Origin of the sequence: Stratiformator vulcanicus (genome assembly GCF_007744515.1) — a bacterium.
GTDB classification, from domain to species: Bacteria; Planctomycetota; Planctomycetia; order Planctomycetales; family Planctomycetaceae; genus Stratiformator; species Stratiformator vulcanicus.
The window spans coordinates 1,430,661-1,450,556 of sequence record NZ_CP036268.1; the positions used below are offsets into that span (position 1 = coordinate 1,430,661).

Annotated in this window: 13 protein-coding genes; 7 read left to right on the forward strand and 6 right to left on the reverse strand. The window is 60.4% G+C overall.

The annotated features are described in order from the left end of the window. Nucleotides 1–39: 39 nt before the first annotated feature. Complete coding sequence (locus Pan189_RS05385) at nt 40–1,422, reverse strand: hypothetical protein (protein ID WP_145362930.1); 1,383 nt, start codon at nt 1,420–1,422, stop codon at nt 40–42. Nucleotides 1,423–1,715: 293 nt separating this feature from the next. On the opposite strand from Pan189_RS05385, the gene Pan189_RS05390 reads away from it, so the two are divergent. Beyond that, a complete protein-coding gene (locus Pan189_RS05390; protein ID WP_145362931.1) occupies nt 1,716–2,537 on the forward strand; it encodes a sugar phosphate isomerase/epimerase family protein in 822 nt (273 codons plus the stop codon). 305 nt (nt 2,538–2,842) lie between these two features. Further along, nucleotides 2,843–3,094, forward strand: a complete 252-nt coding sequence (locus tag Pan189_RS05395; RefSeq protein ID WP_310821120.1) for a hypothetical protein — start codon at nt 2,843–2,845, stop codon at nt 3,092–3,094. Between the two features lie 148 nt (nt 3,095–3,242). Here the strand turns inward: Pan189_RS05395 and rnc are convergent, their stop codons facing one another. Next, entirely contained in the window at nt 3,243–3,962 is a 720-nt protein-coding gene (gene rnc, locus Pan189_RS05400) for a ribonuclease III (RefSeq protein WP_145362932.1), read from the reverse strand. A gap of 386 nt (nt 3,963–4,348) precedes the next feature. Between rnc and Pan189_RS05405 the strand changes: the two genes are divergently transcribed. The 3 genes from Pan189_RS05405 to Pan189_RS05415 all read left to right on the forward strand — a co-directional run bounded on the left by Pan189_RS05405 (nt 4,349) and on the right by Pan189_RS05415 (nt 9,150). Next, nucleotides 4,349–5,917 carry a Do family serine endopeptidase gene (locus tag Pan189_RS05405; RefSeq protein ID WP_145362933.1) on the forward strand — a complete coding sequence of 523 codons (1,569 nt, stop codon included), beginning with the start codon at nt 4,349–4,351 and terminating at the stop codon, nt 5,915–5,917. Nucleotides 5,918–6,189: 272 nt separating this feature from the next. Next, nucleotides 6,190–7,164: a glycoside hydrolase family protein gene (locus tag Pan189_RS05410; protein WP_145362934.1), complete on the forward strand. Its 975-nt coding sequence runs from the start codon at nt 6,190–6,192 to the stop codon at nt 7,162–7,164. 120 nt (nt 7,165–7,284) lie between these two features. After that, a complete protein-coding gene (locus Pan189_RS05415; protein WP_310821121.1) occupies nt 7,285–9,150 on the forward strand; it encodes a metallophosphoesterase family protein in 1,866 nt (621 codons plus the stop codon). 231 nt (nt 9,151–9,381) lie between these two features. Here the strand turns inward: Pan189_RS05415 and Pan189_RS05420 are convergent, their stop codons facing one another. The 3 genes from Pan189_RS05420 to Pan189_RS05430 form a co-directional block, all read right to left on the reverse strand. Continuing rightward, the gene (locus Pan189_RS05420) at nt 9,382–10,692 is read right to left on the reverse strand and encodes a DUF58 domain-containing protein (RefSeq protein WP_145362935.1); all 1,311 of its coding nucleotides are present in this window, start codon (nt 10,690–10,692) and stop codon (nt 9,382–9,384) included. Further along, entirely contained in the window at nt 10,689–11,648 is a 960-nt protein-coding gene (locus Pan189_RS05425) for an AAA family ATPase (protein WP_145362936.1), read from the reverse strand. Before Pan189_RS05425 ends, Pan189_RS05420 begins: the two co-directional genes overlap by 4 nt. Before the next feature lie 185 nt (nt 11,649–11,833). Next, nucleotides 11,834–15,619 carry an FHA domain-containing protein gene (locus Pan189_RS05430; protein WP_145362937.1) on the reverse strand — a complete coding sequence of 1,262 codons (3,786 nt, stop codon included), beginning with the start codon at nt 15,617–15,619 and terminating at the stop codon, nt 11,834–11,836. A gap of 382 nt (nt 15,620–16,001) precedes the next feature. Here Pan189_RS05430 and Pan189_RS05435 point away from each other — a divergent pair, with 382 nt between their 5' ends. Both Pan189_RS05435 and Pan189_RS05440 read left to right on the forward strand, forming a co-directional pair. Next, nucleotides 16,002–17,243, forward strand: coding sequence for a hypothetical protein (locus tag Pan189_RS05435; RefSeq protein WP_145362938.1), 1,242 nt, complete (start codon nt 16,002–16,004; stop codon nt 17,241–17,243). Continuing rightward, nucleotides 17,240–18,790, forward strand: a complete 1,551-nt coding sequence (locus Pan189_RS05440) for a hypothetical protein (protein ID WP_145362939.1) — start codon at nt 17,240–17,242, stop codon at nt 18,788–18,790. Before Pan189_RS05435 ends, Pan189_RS05440 begins: the two co-directional genes overlap by 4 nt. Nucleotides 18,791–18,806: 16 nt before the next feature. Here the strand turns inward: Pan189_RS05440 and Pan189_RS05445 are convergent, their stop codons facing one another. Beyond that, on the reverse strand, nt 18,807–19,631 hold the full coding sequence (locus tag Pan189_RS05445) for a uracil-DNA glycosylase (RefSeq protein WP_145362940.1): 825 nt from the start codon (nt 19,629–19,631) through the stop codon (nt 18,807–18,809). Between the last annotated feature and the right edge of the window lie 265 nt (nt 19,632–19,896).

Consider the following 19,896-nt stretch of genomic DNA (forward strand, 5'->3'; position numbering starts at 1 on the left):
GGTCCCGGAGTGCGGGCCGGGTCGGCGTTGCCGATAGAGTTACAGGCTGCACTTATCGTCGCAGGGCATGCTGCAGGTTGGCGTGGGAGCACAGCAGCTCGGCACGCAAACCGGAACCTTGCGGCAGACCGTCCGCGGCACGCAGACGACCTTCGTGTACTCGACCTTACGCGGCACGCACTTGGTCTTCGTCACGTACTTCACGGTGCAGACTTGCCGCGGCACGCAGTAAGGGACTCTCCGTGTGCGGGTCTCTTTGACCGTGTGGCAGGTCGTGACGGGGACCTTCTTCGTGATGCACTGGGTCGTCATCTTGCAGGTCGTGTAGGGAATCCGCTTCGTGATGCACTGATTCACGTAGTGGCAGGTCGTGACCGGCACCTTCTTCTTGACGACGCACTTCACCGTGTGGCAGGTCGTGTAAGGGACCTTGCGGGTGCGTGTCTTCGTCACATAGCGGCAGGTCGTGACAGGAACCTTCTTGCGGATCGTGACCGGAACTTTGCGACAGACGGTGTAAGGCACCTTCTTGTGGCAAACTTCGGAGACGTACCGCGTGCAGCAGACGGCTCTCTTTTCGACCTTCGGGCACCAGACCTTTTTGCAGATGATGCGGTCCGGGCACTGCACCTTGACGGTGTGACATGCCGGGGGAGCGGCACAACTGCAGGCGTCCGCACCACAGGCACAGCTCGGGGCAGCCGGGGCACAGCAGGTGGGCCGATCAACGACGCACTTTTCGATGACCTGGCCGGGAATCCGCTGTTGAACCGTCTTCCAATAGCCGGTGCACACGTCGACGTACTTCGTCTCGGTGATCGGCTTCTTGACCGTGTAGCAGACGTCTTTGTAGCAGGTGTCGGTGACGGTCTTGAAGGACTGGCAGCAGACCTCCTTGTAGCAGGTGCTGTAGACCGGCTCGCAGTAAGACTGGCAGACGGTCTTGTAGCAGGTCTTGTAAACCGGCTTGCAGATCGTCTGGCAGACTTCTTTGTAACAGGTCTTGTAGACCGGCTTTTTGACGTTGCAGGTGACGGTCTTGTAACAGGTCTTGTAGACCGGTTTGCAGACCTTCTGCGTCACGGTTTTGTAGCAGGTCTTGTAGACCGGCTTACAAACCGTGTAGCACTCATTGCGATAGCAGGTGTCGTAAACCGTTTTCTTGCAGGGAACCGGGACCTGCTCGCAAACGGTCTCCATGACGGTCTTGCAGCAGCGGATGGTCTTCGGTTCGTAGACAGTCTCTTGGACCGTCTTGTACGTCACGCAATCAGATTTCGCAGTACAGAAGTCGCCGGTTGGCGCGCAGCAGCTGGGGGGGCAGCAGTCGTAGCTGGACGCCCCGCACAGTCCTGCCGCCGCGACCTGGAGATTAACCAGGCACGCGGTCGCGAAGACGGCGATCCAGGTGTGACTTTTCATGGGAATGTGTTTCCGTTCGTAAGGGGATGCAACTCGCGGTCAAGGTCGGACCGACCGGTCGGGTGTAATCCTCTCGACCGGTATCCTTTCGTTCGTCATCGGAGACTGCGTCGCTCGACCGGTTCGCCCCGATTGCCGCGTCTTCCACAACTGCCGAGCTTCGGTGCCTTGCGCCTGCGGCACGATCGGCATATTCGGAGGACGCGGAGGATCGCGAGGGCCTGCATTGCCGGTTAAGGTCGGACGTCGTTTTTCAGAAATCAGGCCGTCGCAAAAATTTGATTGGAGTTCCGATGAAGTTCGCCATGTGTCAGGAGCTGTTCGCGGACCTCTCGTGGGAAGAGCAGTGTCGCAAGATCGCCGGCTTCGGTTACGAAGGAATCGAAGTCGCGCCATTCACGTTGGCGCCGAACATCAACGACGTGACCGCCGCCCAGCGCGGCGATCTCCGACGAACCGCCGAAGCAACCGGGCTCGAGATCATCGGCCTTCATTGGCTCTTGGCGAAGACTGAGGGCTTTCACCTCACGACCGATGACGAATCGGTTCGCGAGCGGACGGCTGAGTATCTGATCGCGCTGGCCGATTGCTGCGCCGACCTGGGCGGCGAACTGATGGTGTTCGGCTCCCCGCAGCAGCGCGGTTTGCAAAACGGCATGTCGCGCGAGGATGCAATGGCGAACGCCGTCGGCGTGATTCAAGCCGCGATGCCGACTTGTGAGGTCCGCGGCGTCAAAATTTGTATTGAACCACTCGCACCGAATGAAACCGATTTTATCAACACCTGCGCGGAGGGCGTGGAACTGATTGAACGCGTCGGATCGCCGAACGTCTGCCTGCATCAGGACGTCAAAGCGATGCTCGGTGGTGAGAACGTGCCGGTCCCGCAGGTCATCAAAGACTTCGCTCGTTGGACCGGTCACTTCCATGCGAACGACGTCAATCTGCAAGGCCCAGGTATGGGCGACGTGTCTTTCGAGCCGATCTTCGAAGCGCTCAAGCAGAGCGCTTACGACGGTTGGGTCTCGGTCGAAGTGTTCGACTATTCGCCCGGCGGCGACGTGATCGCCGAGCGCAGCATCGACTACATGCGCGACGTTTGGTCGCGCGTGTGATGGCATCAATCGGTTGCATGATCGAGCCGAACGCGCGATTCGATGCGCGATCACTTCGAAGAAAGTATGCGCCGACAACGTGTTAAGACGTTGATAGGGCTTGCAGAAAAGTAGTGAATGCGTAGCATGTGCGGCGGTTGGGGGAGTCGCTTATCGCTTGATGCTTTTGGGGAAGCAGCAAGCAGCTTGATGAGAAATTTCTCTCTTCCACGAACACGGTTGTTCTGAACGGCAACCAAGCCGCCTTAAGAGCCCGGAGCCAGCGGTTAGGTTGCCACCGATTGTCCGTTACAGGAGGACGAGTGGTGGCTAAGAAAGCTGCAACGAAGAAAGCTGCAACCAAGAAGGCCGCAACCAAAAAGGCGGCACCGAAGAAGAAGGCGGCCAAGAAGAAAGCGGTCAAGAAAACTGTCAAGAAGAAGGCAGCCAAGAAGACCGTCAAAAAGAAGGCAGCCAAAAAGTCTGTCAAGAAGAAGGCTGCCAAGAAGCCCACGGTGAAGAAGAAGACGGTCAAGAAGAAAGCGACCAAGAAGAAGGCGGCCAAAAAGAAGAAGTAGGCCTGACGGCCTGGCATGTCGCGACTTCCAATCGCGCGATGTTCTTATTGGCAGACGGCCGGTCCCCACCGGTCGTCTTTCTTTTTGCGCGATCAAAAACGGTGCGAGACTCGTTCACGCACTAAGTCGCAGGCAATCACGCCAGTGCTTACGCGCAAGATTCGTGCGCATCTTCGGGGTCCAATTGCCCGAGCGCATTTCGGGCGGCGGCCTGTTCGGCCTCTTTTTTGTTGCCGCCCCATGCCGGTTCGAACGTCTCCTCGCCCACGACCGCGACGACTTGAAATCGTTTCGAATGGTCCGGCCCCGATTCTCCCAAGAGTCGATAAGACGGCGTCAGACCGAGCCGCGCCTGCGTGTAGTGCTGAAGGCGGCTCTTGTAGTTCTCCGAAACTTCGAGCGAGAGCAGTCGCGCCATCTCATCGCGAATCACCGGCTCCAAAAAACGACGCGCGGCGTCAAAGCCCCCGTCGAGATACAAACCGGCGATCAGCGCCTCGAACGCCGCACCGAGGACCGAGTCGGGAATCGCATCAGCTCCGCTGAGTCCCTTGCCGAGCAGCACGAATCGATCGAGACCTAACTGCGACGTCATTCGAGCGCAGGTCACGCGACTGACCAACGTCGACTTCAACCGCGTGAGGTCTCCTTCAGTCGCATCGGGCTGTTCGCGAAACAGCAATTCGCACACGATCAGTCCGAGGACCGAGTCGCCAAGGAATTCGAGCCGTTCGTTCGAGTCGCTTCGCGTTGCCGCAATCGAGGAATGCGTCAGGCAGTGCATCAGCAATTTGCGGTCGCCGAACGTGTGCTTCAGAATTCGTTCGCATTCGGTGAGCGACACATCGAAACCGGAAGCTTGAGACATGGATTTAGCCGCAGAGAAATCGTTACCGGCGGATGGGGAAGGCCTCGAATCAAATCTGAACCCTGCTGAGCATAATAGAGGGGCTTCGAGCGACGAAAGCGTTCGGCCTAAGTGTCGGGCCGGCGTGTCGGGTCAGTCTGGCCCGAACCGTTCGGTGCCGGGGAGATCGTAGTCGCTGATTTCACCGAGAGCACAACGACAAATTCAGATTCTCCAACGGTCAAACCACGATTTACGTAGACAATGGCACGGGTCCAGGTTTCTTGAATCCGGCAAACGCTTTCTGAACACTCATGATGCCCTCCGAACGGAATCGGATGGGGCCACTTCGGAAAACGGCGTCGCGCCGGCCATTCGTTTTTCCAAATTGAAGGAGTTACAGGCTTATGAAAATGTTTCGCACCAGTGCGAGTTGGGTCGGCGGGATCGTCGTCGGGGCCGTCATCGCCGGAACCGTCGGCGTGTGGGCTCAGACCACGCCCGGCCCTGATCTCTACAAAAGCAAAGAAGCCAAGCAGGGGGCGATTGACGCCCGCAATCTCTCGAGCGCTTTTCGGGACGTCAGCGATGCCGTTCTCCCGGCGATCGTTTCGATCGAGGCAACCTCGAAACGGCGGGAAGTCGTTGTTGGCGACAGCCCCTTACCGTTGCAGCAGTTCGAAGGCACGCCCTTCGAACGCTTCTTTGAGAACGATCCGCAATTGAGGCAATTCTTACGACGCGGGCCACAGGCTCCGCAGGGGCAGCAGCGACGGCAGTTTATGCCGTCGCGACAGTCGAAAGGCTCCGGCTTCATCATTGATGCGGCCAACGGAATCGTGATGACCAACAGCCATGTCGTCCGAGGCGCCGAAACCGTGCTCGTCAAACTCAGTGATGGTCGCGAATTCGAATCGACTGATTTCGAGACCGATCCTCGAACCGACGTCGCGATCGTGCGCATCGAAGCCGACAACCTGAGCGAAGTCGCCTTGGGCGACAGTGACGCCGCCAAAGTGGGTGACTGGGTGCTCGCCTTCGGCAGCCCGTTCGGCCTTGATATGTCGGTCACCGCCGGAATCGTCAGTGCCAAGGGCCGCGGACCGGGCATCAACGAACGCGAGGATTACATCCAAACCGATGCGGCTATCAATCCCGGCAACAGCGGCGGACCGCTCGTCGATCTTTCCGGACAGGTCGTCGGCATCAACACGGCGATCTCGTCTCGGAGCGGCGGATACGACGGCATCGGCTTCGCCATTCCGGTCTCGATGGCCCGTTGGGTCGCCCAGCAACTCATCGACAACGGCGAGGTGCAACGGGCTTATCTCGGCGTCGGCATTCAGCCGCTCAGCAACGACTTGGCCGCGCAGTTCGGTACCGACCGTGCCCGCGGGGCGATCATCACGCAGGTCTTCGAAGGCAGTCCGGCCGATCGAGCGGGGCTGCAGGTCGGCGACCTCGTTCTGACTCTCGACGGCCGCGAAGTGACCGGCCCTCGAAAGCTGCAGGCGATCGTCGAATTGCTCAAGATTGACGACAGCTACCCGGTCACGCTGCTCCGCGATGGCAAGAAAATGACGTTGAACATCACGTTCAACGAAATGCCGGAGGACTTCGGCCGCGTCGTCAACACGAGCGACTCCGACGGCGAGTCAGAAGAACAGTCGGAGGAAGCCTCGGTCGAGTTCGATGACCTCGGCCTGGAGCTTCAGGACCTGACCTCAGACGTTGCCGAACAACTCGGATACGGCGAAGGTGTCCGCGGTGTGGTGGTCACGGGAGTGACTCCGGGTTCGCCGGCCCAATTCGCGGGCCTTCGCCCGGGGTTGGTGATTTCACGAGCCGGCAACTCGGGTCTGTCGTCGGTCGATGACTTCAAAACCGCCTACGAGGCGGCGAATGTCGAAAACGGACTGCTGTTGCTGATTCGGAGTCCGCAGGGGGCCCGATTCGTGACGCTGAACGTCGAATAGAGAAAGTTCGGAGAACTTTCAAAAGTTCTTCAAACTTCGTCCAACGGTTTTCTCAATCGATCCGTAACAAAATTGGGAACCGCTGAGAGAATGAGATGAGACCCGGTCGCAAGGCCGACTACGCATCTGAGGGCGCCTGCCCTATTCAAAGCCCCCGGCACTATGCCGGGGGCTTTTTTCGTGGCCGCAACGAGCTTGCTTTCCCCCCGCCGAATCTGGTGACATGATGGGACGTATCGACAAACGCTGTTCACTGAAATGATCCCTCCGACATGATTCTCCGAACGGTAATTCTGAGTCTGACCGTCTGCGCCTCGATCTTCGCCGCGGCTCCGGCGACGGCCGAGAAGTCCGAGGCCGTTGCGCGCATTCCGGTCCTGACGGGGGAGTCGTATCGCGTTTGCACCTCCCCCGACCTGGGCGAACTGAGCGGACCGATCGAACGCAAAGAGCACATCGTCGATCACGGCTTCTTACAGGCCGAAGACGGCACGTGGACGCTCTGGGCGTGCATGCGAGGAACCAAAGTGAGTCGGTTGCTCTACGGCTGGCGCGGGGAGTCGCTGACCGCCGAAAATTGGCAACCGCTCGGCGTCGTCGCGCGAGCCGAAATAGAATGGGGGGAGAAGAAAGTCGAAGAGAACGGCCGCATCACAGAGCAAATGCAGGCACCGTTTTTCATGCAGGAGGAGTTCCGGGGCTGGCCCTATCTGTGCTTCTACAATTCGGGCGGGATTCGCCTGATGGTCTCACGTGATGGGAAGGACTTCGAGCGGCTCGACCTGGGCGGCGATCGCGGTAATCTGCTCTATCCCGATGGCGGTCGCGACGTCATGCTGCTCAAATCGAATGGAACCTATTACGCCTATTCGACCGTCTCGACCCTCGATCGACGCGGCTATGTGAATCTGCGGACGTCAAAAGATCTGCTCGATTGGACGCCGTCGAAAATGGTCTCATTCGGCGGGAAAGCGGGTTCCGGCCCGGTCAGTGCCGAGAGCCCCTACGTCGTCGAACTCGACGGTTACTTCTATCTTTTTCGAGCGTCGTCGATCACCTTCAAGACGTACGTGTATCGTTCCGACGATCCGACCGATTTCGGAATCGATGACGACTCGAAATTGATCGCGGAGTTTCCAATCAAAGCTCCCGAAGTGTTCGCCCACGAGGGTGAGTGGTACATCAGCGACCTCGCCGACTTCAAAGGCATCAAACTACACGGGCTGAAATGGCCCGTAGCGGAATAGACTTCACGATACCCCAACGCACACAAGCCCGACGCGCAAGCGAGGGCGATTTCTTAAAGTCCCTCGCTGGCGCGTCGGGCTTGTTTACTAAAAATATCTTCGATTTACTCAATCTCGCTCATGACTCGACTCATACTGCTTGCCACCTTCGTTTTCTCCGTCGCGACATCCGCCGGTGCGGGGCCGTTCGAAGGATTCCCGAAACTTGATGACGCCGGTAGCGGTGAGTGGTGGAAGGTCGCCCAACGGCGGCCCGAAGGCGACTTCCGTAATCTGATGGTTCCGCGTGACGAGGTCATCGGCTTCGGGCTCTACACCGTCAGCGATGGCGTGCTGAAACTCTCCGCCCAGCTCTATCCGTTATTGCCCGAAGAGTCCCGCGAAGTCACGCTCGAAGTGAATCGTGATGGGGCATGGGAAAACGTCGGTACCGAAAAGGTCCACGAACTCGGTTGGTCGGCGTTGTTTCGCATCGAAGATTGGGACGACGCGCAAGGCGTCAAGTACCGGCTCAGTCACGACGGCGGATCGACGTACGAAGGCTTCATCCGGAAGGATCCGGTTCACCAGGATGAGATCGTCGTCGGACTGTTCTCGTGCAATTCTAATAAAGACCGCGGCGACCGGCAGTCGGTGATCGACAACGTGAAACGAATCGATCCCGATTTGCTCTTCTTCGCCGGTGATCAAAGCTACGACCACACGCAGCACTCTGCGGCTTGGCTGATGTGGGGCCGACAGTTCGCCGACATCATTAAGGATCGCCCGGTGATCGCGATTCCTGATGATCACGATATCGGGCAGGCAAATATCTGGGGCGAGGGTGGCAAGCGGGCCGAGAGCTCCGCCGGGCCGGCCGGCGGTTATTACTACCCGGTCAATTACGTCAACATGGTTCAGCGCTGTCAGACGTCCCACCTGCCCGACGGATTTGACCCGACGCCGATTCAACGCGACATCAGCGTCTATTACACGTCACTGAACGTCGGCGGGGTCGACTTCGCCATCATTGAAGATCGCAAGTGGAAGACGGGACCGAAGGGTAAAATCCCGCAGCAGGGTCCCCGTCCCGACCATATTATCAATCCCGATTACGATCCCGCATCGATCGACGTGCCCGGTCTGGAACTGTTGGGCAAGCGCCAGCTCGACTTTCTCAACAAGTGGGGTCAGGACTGGACCGACACGCAGATGAAATGCGTGCTCTCGCAAACGATCTGGAGCGGGGCGGCCCACCTGCACGGCCGCGATTCCTCGCGATTGCACGCCGACCTCGACAATAACGGCTGGCCGCAAGCCGGTCGGCAAAGAGCGGTCCGAGAGCTGCAGCGCTGCCTCGCGGTGCACCTGTGCGGGGACCAGCATCTCGGCACGGTGACCAAATACGGCATCGACGAATTTCGTGACGGCCCGTGGGCGTTCTGTGGCCCGGCCGTCGTCAATTCCATTTACAGCCGGTATTGGAGCCCGATCCCCGGATCAGGATCAAACTCATTCGACGATGTTCCGCTGCAATGGACCGGGGATTATCTCGACGGTTTCGAGAACAAACTCACGATGCGGGCGTACTCGAATCCGGATGAGAGCCCCGATTACGGTTCCGGCTACGGCATCATTCGCTTTAAGAAATCGACACGTGACATCATCTTCGAATCGTGGCCGCGATCGGCGAGCGAAGGTTCAAAGCAATTCGTCGGTTGGCCGGTCAAGGTCAATCAAATGGCCAATGACGGCCGCGAGCCGATCGGCTATCTGCCCACGTTGGAGTTCGAAGGAGACGAACCGCCGGTCGTGCAGGTCGTCGCCGAGTCAACGGGCGAGATTATCTATACGCTCCGCCCCAACGGCTCGTTCTTCGATCCGCCCGTCTACGGGGATGATCGCTACACGATCAAGATCGGTCCCGATCGCCCCGATCAGGTTTACCTTCCGGGGCAACGCGTGATGAAGAAGGGCGAGAGCTCGATCGACGTCTCGTTTGATTGAGGCATCGCTACACAAGCCCGCAGCGCAAGCAGGGGGAATTAAAGAGCAAATCTCTCGCGCTCAATAAGCCCGCAGCGCAAGCAAGGGAGATTAAGAGCAAATCCCTATCGCTTAACTAGCCCGCAGCGCAAGCAAGGGAGTTTAAGAGCAAATCCCTATCGCTTAACTAGCCCGCAGCGCAAGCAAGGGAGTTTAAGAGCAAATCCCTCGCTTGCGCGTCGGGCTTGTGTATTACAATAAATGCCTCGCTTTGATTTCGAGGTATTGATTGATGATCCGGCCCGCGAGGTCTTCCGGAGACGCCTGCACGGCGAGGATGCCCGATTGTTCGAGTTTGCGGACGCCGAGCTGCTGTGAGCGAAATAGCGCGGATGCCGAGGCGACTTGAAAAGCGTCGAGGTCGGTCGTCGGAATCGCGTGGGCGCGGGCTTCCAACGGCTCGTTCTTCACGAACGCCGCTAAAGCAAGATGTGGTGACTTGAGTCGACGGATCGGGCCGGTCATTGATGACAGATGCACGTCGTCGAGGGCGTGGGTGATCAGCACGGCGAGTGATCGCTTCGGCTGGCGACGGCGAACCTCTTTGGCGAGCAGGTCGTAATCGGTCGCGACATAGGCCGCTTCAAGGTCGTAAGCCCGTTGCACCAACCGCTCGACCGCCGTCGTGCCTCGTAGCGAGGGCACCCACCGTTCAACTTTGTTCGAGCAAGCCAGCATCGCGACGGTATCCCCCTGCCGGGCGGCGACGTATGCCAACAGCACCGCGGCATTGAGCGCCCGGTCGAAATGCCGGACGCCACCGGAGACGTTGCACATCCCGCGTCCGGCATCGAGCAGGATGATCACGTTCTGATTCTTCTCGACCTGATATTCGCGGCTGACCAATTCCTGCTTGCGGGCCGTCGCTTTCCAGTCGATGTCGCGATATTCATCTTCACGGCGATACTCCCGCAAGCGATCGAACTCGCTGCCGCGACCCCGGAGCTTCGACATGCGGACCCCCGCCTCGGCGAGTCGATTCTGCCGCGCGAGTAGTTCCGCCTTCTGCACCGAGCGAATGTCGGGATAGATCCGCACCTGCCGCGGCTCGATCCGCGTCGCAGTTAAAGTCCAAAGACCGAGGCGGCTGACCGATCGCAAAAACATCCGGCCGAATTCGCCCCGCCCGCGGTATTCCGGGACGATGTGATACAGGATCGTCCGGGTTTGCCCCGCATCGAGTTCGAGCCGGGCCGGCAGGTCGTCGATCGTCGAACCGGCAGGCGGCTCTTCGTGAATCTCGATGAGGATCGCCTGCTCATTGCGATTGCGCAATCGGATGCGGATCGGGTTTCGCACGCCGACGCTGAGCACGTCACGAAGTTGGCGACGGGGAACGACGTGACGCGGATGGGGGGATGACCAGAGGTCGTAGATTGCGACCAGGGCGATCACGCCGTTCGCCACCGTCGCAGCGGCGGCGAACGCGGGATACCAGATCGCCGGGACGGCGAGCAGTGCTGCTGCCGCGACAAGGCCGATCAACCGCAGCCGGGGCATCATCGCTTGGGGGCCTCGACCGAGTCGAGCAGATCGCGGATGACCTCTTCCTCCGAAACGCCTTCGACCTCGACGTCCGGCTGCAATCGAATCCGGTGCCGCAGCACGCTGGGCGCGAGGTCTTTGACGTCGTCGGGAATCACAAAGTCTCGCCCGCGACAGGCCGCCGCGGCCCGCGATGCGATCAGTAAGCCGACGCCGGCCCGCGGGCTGGCGCCAATTTCGATCGTGTTCCAGGCCCGCGTCTTCTGCACGATTGCCGAAATGTAGGTGATGACCTGCGGCTCGATCAGGATGCCGCGCACGACCTCTTGGACCGAACGTACCATCTTGGCCGTCATGACCGACTCCAGTCCGAACGTCGATAGGTTGTGGCTGTCCCGGCCGTTTGCGTAGAGCTTGAGGATGTCCTGCTCTTCGGCGTCAGTAGGGTAGTCAACCAGCAGCTTGAACAGGAAGCGATCGAGCTGGGCTTCGGGCAGCGGATAGGTGCCTTCCTGCTCGAGCGGATTCTGAGTCGCGATCGTGATGAAAGGCCGCGGCAACGGGTAGGTCTTGCCGTCGACGGTGACCTGCCGCTCCTGCATGGCTTCGAGCAGCGCGGCCTGCGTCTTGGCGGGGGCGCGGTTGATTTCGTCGGCCAACAGCAGGTTCGTGAAGATCGGCCCCCGGTTGAACGTGAACTCCTTCTCCCGCATATCGAACACCGAATGCCCGGTGATGTCCGACGGCATCAAATCGGGCGTAAATTGAACGCGTCCGAATTGAGAATCGAGAACCTTCGAGAGCGAATTGACCAGCAGCGTCTTGCCGAGCCCCGGCGGCCCTTCGATTAGCACGTTGCCCTCGCAGAACAGGGCGAACAGAACGCCCTCGACCAATTCGGTCTGTCCGACGACCGCCTTCCGGATCTCCTGCTGCACGCGATCGAACAGCTGCTCAATATCGCCGATCGTCATGCCGTCTGATTCGCCTCAGTTGTCCCCGCGCGGGCGGGGAGTGGTGCCTACGAAGATCATCCGCCGATCGTGCGACAAAGTCCGTCGCGATCCGGCTGCGACGATCGGCGGGCGGCGATTCTAAAAGCCGGCAGGCGGCAATGCGAGTCTGTTCAGATCGACCCGATGAACCGCATTGGCCGCGGCTACTCTTCGATCCGCACTTCTTTCGCGGGCTCGGCCGTCGAAACGTCTGCCGTCGGGATGTCTGCCGTCGGGACGTCTGCCGTCGGAACGTCGGCGGTCGCCGGGGGCTTGGCTTGATCTGACCGCTTGGAACCGGACGACCCGCCGGCCTCCTCACGCAACTCGCGATAATTGCGATACAGGTCGTAACCGACCAGCGCGCATCCGATGATCGCGGCCAGGCCGTGCAGCACGAACGATTCGCGGAACCACAGGGGCGTGGTCACGAGGGCGATGCCGATAAACAGTCCGATGCCCACAATCACGCCCTTGAGGACCATGGCCGCTTTCTTGCGGCGCAGTTCGCTGCGGGCGATGGCCGAGCGCGCCGACCGGTTGGCGACTTCGCGGAAACTGGCCGTCTTCGCACGCAGGTCATCTTTGTCGACCTGCGAACGCGGTTTCCTGCGGACCGGCTCGACGACTTCCGGTTCGGTCGGTGCTTCAGTAGCCTCGGGCGTTGACTCATCGGGCATCCCAGCCGACTCGATTGTTTCGACCGGTTTGGGCTTCGCCTTCTTTTCCGGAGCACGCCGCGGGGGATCGGACGGCGGAGCTTCGCCGGTGTTGTTCCGCATTCGTGCGAGCAGGCCCTCCATGTAGCTGGCCACGGAGTCCGGCTCGCCTTCATCGGCCGATGCGTCAATATCGGCGTCATTGACGGCAAACTCGGCGACGGCGGCTTCGATCGGGCTTGGGGCTCCGGGGCAGGCCGGGGCGGCTTCGTCGATATCCGCAGTATCGGCTGCGTCGTAATGCATCGCGGCCGATGGGTTCTCGGCGGAGGGACTTTCATCGGCCGCTTCCTGATCGCCCGGCAATTCGAACATCTCAGCTAACGTCGAGCGGAGACTGGATAGATCGGGATCATCTTCTGAGTCGCTTTCGGAATCCGAGCTTTCAGTTTCGGCAATGTCGGCCACGGCGTCGGATTCTTCGGTCGCCGTCGACTGTCCTGACTCGGTATTGGAATCGGCGAACTCTGAAAGCGCATCGAAATCAATGCCGAGGTCGTCTGCGTCAGACTCTTCCTCAGCTCCATCGCCTTGAGTTGCCCGATCGGAACTCCACCCGGCATCGGCCGCGGCGAGCTGGTCGAGTTCGTTCGAGCGGTTTTCCAACTCGTTGCGCAGCCCGTCGAGTTCGTCTTCGCGGGTGGAAAGCCGGTCGGCCCGAGAAGCCAGTTCCCGTTCCGTTTCGGCGGCTTGCTGCTCGCGGTCTGCGATCACACTTTCGCGGTCGGTCAGATTGGCTTCTCGCTCATTCAATTCTTCTTCGCGGGCCTCAAGCTCAGACTGCTGCCACTGAATTTCGGAATTTCGCTTCTCGAATTCCGCTTCGCGTTCTGCCGCTTCCTGCTCGAGTTCTTCCGATGACTTCGCGGCGGTCTCTTCTTCAGCGGGTGCCTCACGCAGTGCGTCGAGTTCCTGCCGTTGCGATTCGAGCTCTGACTTTTGCTGCTCGATTTCCTTCCGGTCGTTGCGGAGTTGGTCGAGATCGTTGTCGAAGCGAGACAGGTCCTCCTCAAGAGATTTCCGCTCGTTCTGCAACGTTTCGACTTGCGCCTCGATGCTTTGGCGCTCTTCCGAGAGGTCCGTGCGTTGCTGTTCGAGCTCGGCTTGCCCGCTTTCGATTTCGTCACGAAGGCGGTCGAGTTCCTCCCGTTCGGCGCGTTGCGTGTCGGCGGTCGAATCCAACTGGGCGGCACGGGCGTCGATCTCTTCGGCCCGCTGATCGATGTCCGCCGAGCGGCGCTCGATCTCGGCCCGCAGGTCCTCAATGGCCGATCGTTCGGACTCTAATTCCTCCGCGAGAAGTGCAGAAAGCTCCGCACCCTCGACGTCAGATTCGGCCTCATCGGTGATGGGTTGATCGACTTCGGCCAGCATTAATTCGAGTTGGCTCAGCCGATCCAGGAGTTCCGCCTCACGCCGGCGAGCCTGTTCATCTCGTTCGGCAAGACCGACCTGCTGTTCGCGGACGGCGACCTCGGTGCCGGCGATCTCGGCCTGCAGTCGGGTGGCGTCGTTCTCGCGCCATGCGACATCCGCCTCGCGTTCGGCGAGCAACGTTTCTCGTTGTTCGAACTCGTCCGAGGATCGCTGGAGTTCCGCCTCGCGTTCGTCGAGTTCTCGGCGGGCCTGTTCGAATTGCGATTGGGCCTCATCGAACTCGCGGGTCCGGGTATGAAGCTGCTCTTCGCGCTCGTCGAGCTCGCTTCGACGGTGGTCAAGTTCGTCGCTCTTTGCCTTCTGATCGCCCTCGGCTGCTCCGAGTTCTTCGGCGCGTTGATCAAGCTCCGCCTCGCGTTGCTGCAACTCGGTGCGGGCGTCGTCCAGCTCTTGCTCGCGTTCCGTCAGGTCATGCTGACGTTGCTCCAGTTCGGCGACGGACGCGGAATTCCGTCCCGAAACTTCCTCGGTGAGCGCGGCTCTATCGGCCGCGATGCGGTTCGCTTCTTCGTCCAGTTCGGCTCGTTTTGTCTCGAACTCTGTTCGCTCGGCATCGAGACGCTGCCGTTGTTGGTCGAGTTCGGCCTCCGATGCGGCGAATTTGTGACGAGCCTCGTCGACCTCGGCGCCGGCTCTATCGAGTTCGTTGCGGGTTTGTTCGAGCTGAACCTGCTCCGCCTCAAGGCGATGGCATTCGTCGTTGAAATGCGTTTCGCGATCGCGAAGCCGCGTGAGTTCTTCGTTGAGATCGGACTGCGCCTGCTGCAGTTTGCGTTGCTCCGCCTCGATCAATCGCAACTCATCACGGGATTCGGTTTCCGCTATCGAGAGCCGCTCCGCTCGCGTTTCGAGCTGACGTTCCAAGGCCGCCAGCTCGTCGCGTTGCCGGTCGATCTCCGTGCGATCGGAGAGAAGTTCCTCCGTGATGTCCGCGAGCAATGCCGCTTTGCGATCGCGTTCCCCGTTATCGCTTGTGATTTGCGGGACGACAGACTGACCGACCTCCGGCTGAAGGGGCGGGAGTGCTCGGTTGAGCTGATGCCGCACAGCGGCGACTTCGAGCAGTCGATCGTTGTCGCGACGGGCCGCTTCCTCGCGGGCATCGCGAGCGGCTTGCTCGGCGGTGCGGACCCGCTGCAAGAGTCCACGCCGTTTGTCCTTAAAATCGCGCTGACGTTTCCGCACGGAATCCTGTAGCTTCCGCAGACGGGTTTCCCGCTCATGGAGGCGTTGCTCGGCCTCCCGTCCTTCGTCAAAGGTCTCCCGCAGCGATGCCAATTGGAGGTCGAGCAGCACGCGCTTTCGCTCGGCGTCGGCGGCACGATCGGCGAAGCCCGCGAAGACATTCTGCAAATCCTGCTGCCCGATTGCCCCGAGCAAGCCGGCTGACTGCGAAGCGGCGGGCGTTGCTCTGGGCGGCGCTGCTTCGACGGCCATTTCGATCGGGCCGATCGCCAGATGGTCGCCCGCTCGCAGAAGCATCGCGTCGCGGACCGGTCCGTCGTTGAGCCAGACGCGTGGATCGAGCGGCTTGAGCCGGACTTCATGACCCTCCGACTCAATAACGGCATGCCGCGCGGCGATGCCGCCGGCGCGAAAGTGCAAATCGCAATCGGGCGCGCTGCCGAGCGTGAGCCGACCCGGGCCGAGCAACCGGGTGCGGGCCAGCGACGCGGGCCGCACCACTCGAATTTGAAGTGTGGCGGGGTGGCTTCCGCGCAAAGCAGCCTCGGCCGAAGCGTCCGTCAAGTCGGCCCGGCTCGTAGTGTCGGACTTTGGGGATGCGACGGACAACAGCAGCCTCGTGGGTCAGAGGTGACAGGCGAACGCGAAACCGACGCACAATCGTACTTCGAACGTGCATACGGACCGTGCGGCGCCTGTCGGTCGGTCTTATGGGAGTCAAACCGTTCAGTCAGTGCGGCAGTGAGCGCAAAGTGACGCTCCATGTCGGTGCATCGGCCGCGCGCGAGGTGTCTCTGAATGCGGAGGGGACGGAAGCGGGGAAGACAGGCGAAGCCGAGAGCAGTTTGACCCTTATGGGGACAGTGGTGATAATTCCGCCGGGAGCCAGTTGTTCCGAATCTTCCGGCGGTCCGGCATCTCTGAAGCAAGTGGTGGTTTGCGGCCATCAATCGGCCATCTACACTATGGCGAAGACGGCGTAGGGCGTGACATGATCGACATGACCGGCTGGTCGCTCAACGTCACACGCCGCAAGCCTGCGAACGCCGAACCAGTCCCCTTCGAGCGACGCTGTCTGTGCGGGACGCCGCTGACCGGAGAGCGGACCGAAGCGGCCGCTGCGGTCGAGTGTTCCGAGTGCAGGCGGCAATGGTTCGTCCTGCCGATCGACGTCTACCCGCGCCGCGGTAACGCGCGCCGCAAGACGTATCGACCGGCTGATGCGAAGAAGCTGCTCAAGTCGTCGAGCGTCGCCGTGCAAAAGAAGGCCGTGTCCGCGTCGGGCACGGCGGGTCGCAAGATTGCCGAGTCGTCGCGGAATGTAGCGAGAAATCTGGTCCCGAAGATCAACACGGCGTTGATTCGGTTCCAACTAATCCTCGGGGCGATCGCTCTTCTCATTGCGATGACGATCGGCTGGCTCTGGCATCAATCGGCCGTCGAAGAAGCGCGTCGAGGTCTACAAAGCGCGATCGTCACTGCCGAAGAAGCGGTCGGCCTGAAAGACTTCGAGCGGGCAAAAACCGTACTGGAACCAATCGTCCGTCAGCTCGATACGTTGGGGATGAGCGGCCCCTCGGTTCAACTGGCCCGGCAGCGATATGCGGAGAGCGTTGCGGCGAGCGATCTCAGTTCGCAGCCGCTATTCGAGTTGATCGCCGAAGCGTCTGACACGATTGCTCAAAGTCCGCCCGATGTCTGGCGGCGGCGATTCGACTTTCTCTATCAGCAGAAGTGGCTGCTGTTCGATACCGAATTGATCCGAACCGAAGAACTCATATTCCCCGAGCCTGAGATTGATGATTCGGAACCGACAGACGATTCGGGTGACGATGCCGAGCCGGCGGAGCCGGTCCCGCTGATCGTGAATCGACTCACAGTTCCCATTGCGGGAGGGCAGGGAAGGCCGGTCGAATTCATTGCTGACCTCGACATCTTCGCGGACCTGCCGGTCGACGCCCGGCCGCGACGCGTCATCTTCGCCGCTCAGATGATCGAAAGCGTGCCGCCCGAAGATGGCCGCGGTTGGCAAATTCGCTTGGACCCCGAGACGGCCGTGTTTTGGACCGATGAATCGAGCCTCAAGGCCTTGGGTTACGAGTCACTGCCCGAGAGCGACTTCGCCGAAGTTCGAACGATCTTGCAAGAGCAGTCCGAACGAGCGGGGCTCGAGATTGAGACCGAACCCTCGGATTCTCCCGAGAAATCGGACGAGGAGGAGGTCGATCAGTGAGCCGCAGTCCTCAGCGTCGCCAAACCGCCGGCCTTACATCGGTATTCATCTTGCTTGCCGTGTTTTCGGGTTCCGTAGCCTTCGCAGCCGCGCCGATTTCGATCCGTGAATTCAAGGAGATGGCGCCCAAGTATCCGATCTTCGCCGAAGGCCGCACCACGTTGACGCTCGAAGGACGCCGGGCTTCGTCGGGTGGGACCTTGCTGAAGTTTGAAAACTTCGATGTGCGGTTCCGACCGGTCGAGGGCGAGTTCCCGCTATTTCGCAATCGGAATGCGAACGCCCAGGTCCGCGGCTACATGGTGAGAGTTGATGGCGGCTTCGAGTTTCGCGTCGAACAAATCGAAGAGAAGCCGTCCGATCTCGATCGTTTCAAGAATGAACGCGTACTTATCGACGGTAGCGATCCCGACGCACTGCGTGATTTCGCGGAGCGGGTCCGCGAGCGCGCGGCGTTTTACGACGACGACCAATTGAGGGCGATGGCCGACGCCGCGCTTGCTCGATCGATCGAATTGCGTCGTCGATTGCTCGCCCGCGATGACGCTGCCGGCAGAGTGGAACTCGCCGAGGAATTGGAAGGAAAGACTTCAAAGACACGGCTGGCGGCGGAATTGCGTCACGAGGCCTGGCGGATTCGACGCAATGAAATTCCTGCCAAGAAATTTGACGAGCGGCGCGCGTTCGCGGAGTCGATCCGCAAAGAGTTGACCGGGGCCGACAAGGTTCTCAACCCATATCCGCGAGAACTGGCCGCCGACTACCAAGACGATCCGCTCCGAAACTATGCCGATGTCAAAGACGAAGAGCGGGCTTCGCTCCATCGACTGTTCTATATCGAGACCTTGCTTTCCGCATTCGACGCGAAAGCCACGGCCGATGGTCGAAATGGTGCGGAAATCGCCAAATTGATTGAGGCTTCGATCCCGGAACGGACCGATGTGGCCGCGGCTTATCGAGCGCGGGCGGTCGAATATCGGACTCGGCACGCGGCCGAGCTGACACGAGAAGAGGTCGTTGCTTTTGCGGCAGAACTTCGCGCGGGGAAGGAAGCACAAAAGGCGGATCAGGTACTTCGCGACTGGTTGGCCTCACGCACGACATTACTGAGGCGGGACGGGGCCGGCGGCCTCGTGCGGGCCGCGTCGGAATACACCGACCTGCTCGGCGATCAGGAGACCGCCGCGACACTCTTGCTGGAGGCCGCAAAGCAGTCACCTGACTCAGAAGAGGTCGCCGCAGCTCTCGCCAAGCTCGGGTACGAAGAGTCGGCGACCGGTTGGCTTTCCCCGGCCGAGGTCGCCGCTCGCAAGACGGCACGGGAATCGGCGTCGACACCCGATGCGATCGCGATCGGAATGCGGATTGATGACGTGGTGCGAATTCTGGGTCGGCCCGACGCGATCTCTCGAACCGTGTCGGCGTCTCAATTGCATGAAATCTATATCTACCGCACCGGCGGCTCCCGCCTGGCCGTGCATTTTCTGCGGTATAGCGGCGATGACTTAACGAAGTCGCGCGTCGTCGGTCAGCAGGTCGTTCCGTAAAAGGAAGATGTCTCGGTTAAGAGTCGAGGTCGACCCCCATGTCTTTGAACAGCCATTTCATGTCCTCCCACACATCTTTTTTTGCGGGAGGATTTCGCAGCAGGTACGACGGGTGATAGGTGCAGGCGACTTTCGCCTCGCCGTACTCGAAGAATTGCCGCCGCATCTTTCCGATCGGCTGGGATGCTCCCAGCAAACTCTTTGCCGCGACCGAGCCCCAGCAGACGATGTAGTCGGGACGCACGAGTGCGATTTGTGCGTCGAGATACTCGCGGCAATTCGCTGCTTCCGTCTCCGACGGATTTCGATTGCCCGGCGGGCGGCATCGCAGGATGTTGCAGATATAAATCTCCTCGCGCTTCATCCGACACGCGCCGATGATTTTGTTGAGCAATTGCCCGGCTCGGCCCACGAACGGCTCTCCTTCTCGGTCTTCATCGGCCCCCGGTGCTTCGCCGATGAACATGATCGCCGCCTCCGGATCGCCGACGCCGAACACCGTTTGAGTTCGAGTTTCGGCCAACTCTTGGCATCGCGTGCAGCGCGAAACCTTCTTCGCCAAGGTCGTCAGCCGGCGAATTCGCTCGTCGCGAGGGTAGGACTCTGTCGGCAGCTCGACTTCGACGTTGGTCGCAATGACTGACGGCTGCGGCTTCGTGGACGTCGGTTTCTTCTTGCCGTCAACCTTCGCTGCGGCATCTTTCTCAGCATCATCGTACTTGGCGACGGCGGTCAGGAAGGTAAGGTCGAACGCTTCTGACCGGGGCAGATGCGTTAGTCCCGCCCGACGATCGGCTTCGAGCCGTTTCCTCAGCATCCGCCTGAGCGTCACGATGTCCATCAATTTCGATCCGGTTGCGCCGCCGCCTGCCGCGGCAAATATCGATTCGGTGAGTGAATCGGTTATCGAATCGGAGAATGACAACGGATCGCCGCATTGTCCAACCGAGCGGGTCGTCCGATGGCATCGTTAGCACATGTGCTCAATGACGCGGCATGTCGGCTTGGTCGGCAAGTTGTGTGGCGGGAGCAACGGTCTCGCCGCGAGCCGACCGTTCTTAGGAACTCGTCAAAATGTCGGGGGACAACCCGAGTTCACGTCGGTC

Excerpts from the sequence above, each read along its gene's own strand:
- Pan189_RS05385 (WP_145362930.1), bottom strand. The coding sequence starts at position 1,422 with ATGAAAAGTCACACCTGGATCGCCGTCTTCGCGACCGCGTGCCTGGTT.
- Pan189_RS05390 (WP_145362931.1), top strand. The coding sequence starts at position 1,716 with ATGAAGTTCGCCATGTGTCAGGAGCTGTTCGCGGACCTCTCGTGGGAA.
- rnc (WP_145362932.1), bottom strand. The coding sequence starts at position 3,962 with ATGTCTCAAGCTTCCGGTTTCGATGTGTCGCTCACCGAATGCGAACGA.
- Pan189_RS05405 (WP_145362933.1), top strand. The coding sequence starts at position 4,349 with ATGAAAATGTTTCGCACCAGTGCGAGTTGGGTCGGCGGGATCGTCGTC.
- Pan189_RS05410 (WP_145362934.1), top strand. The coding sequence starts at position 6,190 with ATGATTCTCCGAACGGTAATTCTGAGTCTGACCGTCTGCGCCTCGATC.
- Pan189_RS05415 (WP_310821121.1), top strand. The coding sequence starts at position 7,285 with ATGACTCGACTCATACTGCTTGCCACCTTCGTTTTCTCCGTCGCGACA.
- Pan189_RS05420 (WP_145362935.1), bottom strand. The coding sequence starts at position 10,692 with ATGATGCCCCGGCTGCGGTTGATCGGCCTTGTCGCGGCAGCAGCACTG.
- Pan189_RS05425 (WP_145362936.1), bottom strand. The coding sequence starts at position 11,648 with ATGACGATCGGCGATATTGAGCAGCTGTTCGATCGCGTGCAGCAGGAG.
- Pan189_RS05435 (WP_145362938.1), top strand. The coding sequence starts at position 16,002 with ATGATCGACATGACCGGCTGGTCGCTCAACGTCACACGCCGCAAGCCT.
- Pan189_RS05445 (WP_145362940.1), bottom strand. The coding sequence starts at position 19,631 with ATGGACATCGTGACGCTCAGGCGGATGCTGAGGAAACGGCTCGAAGCC.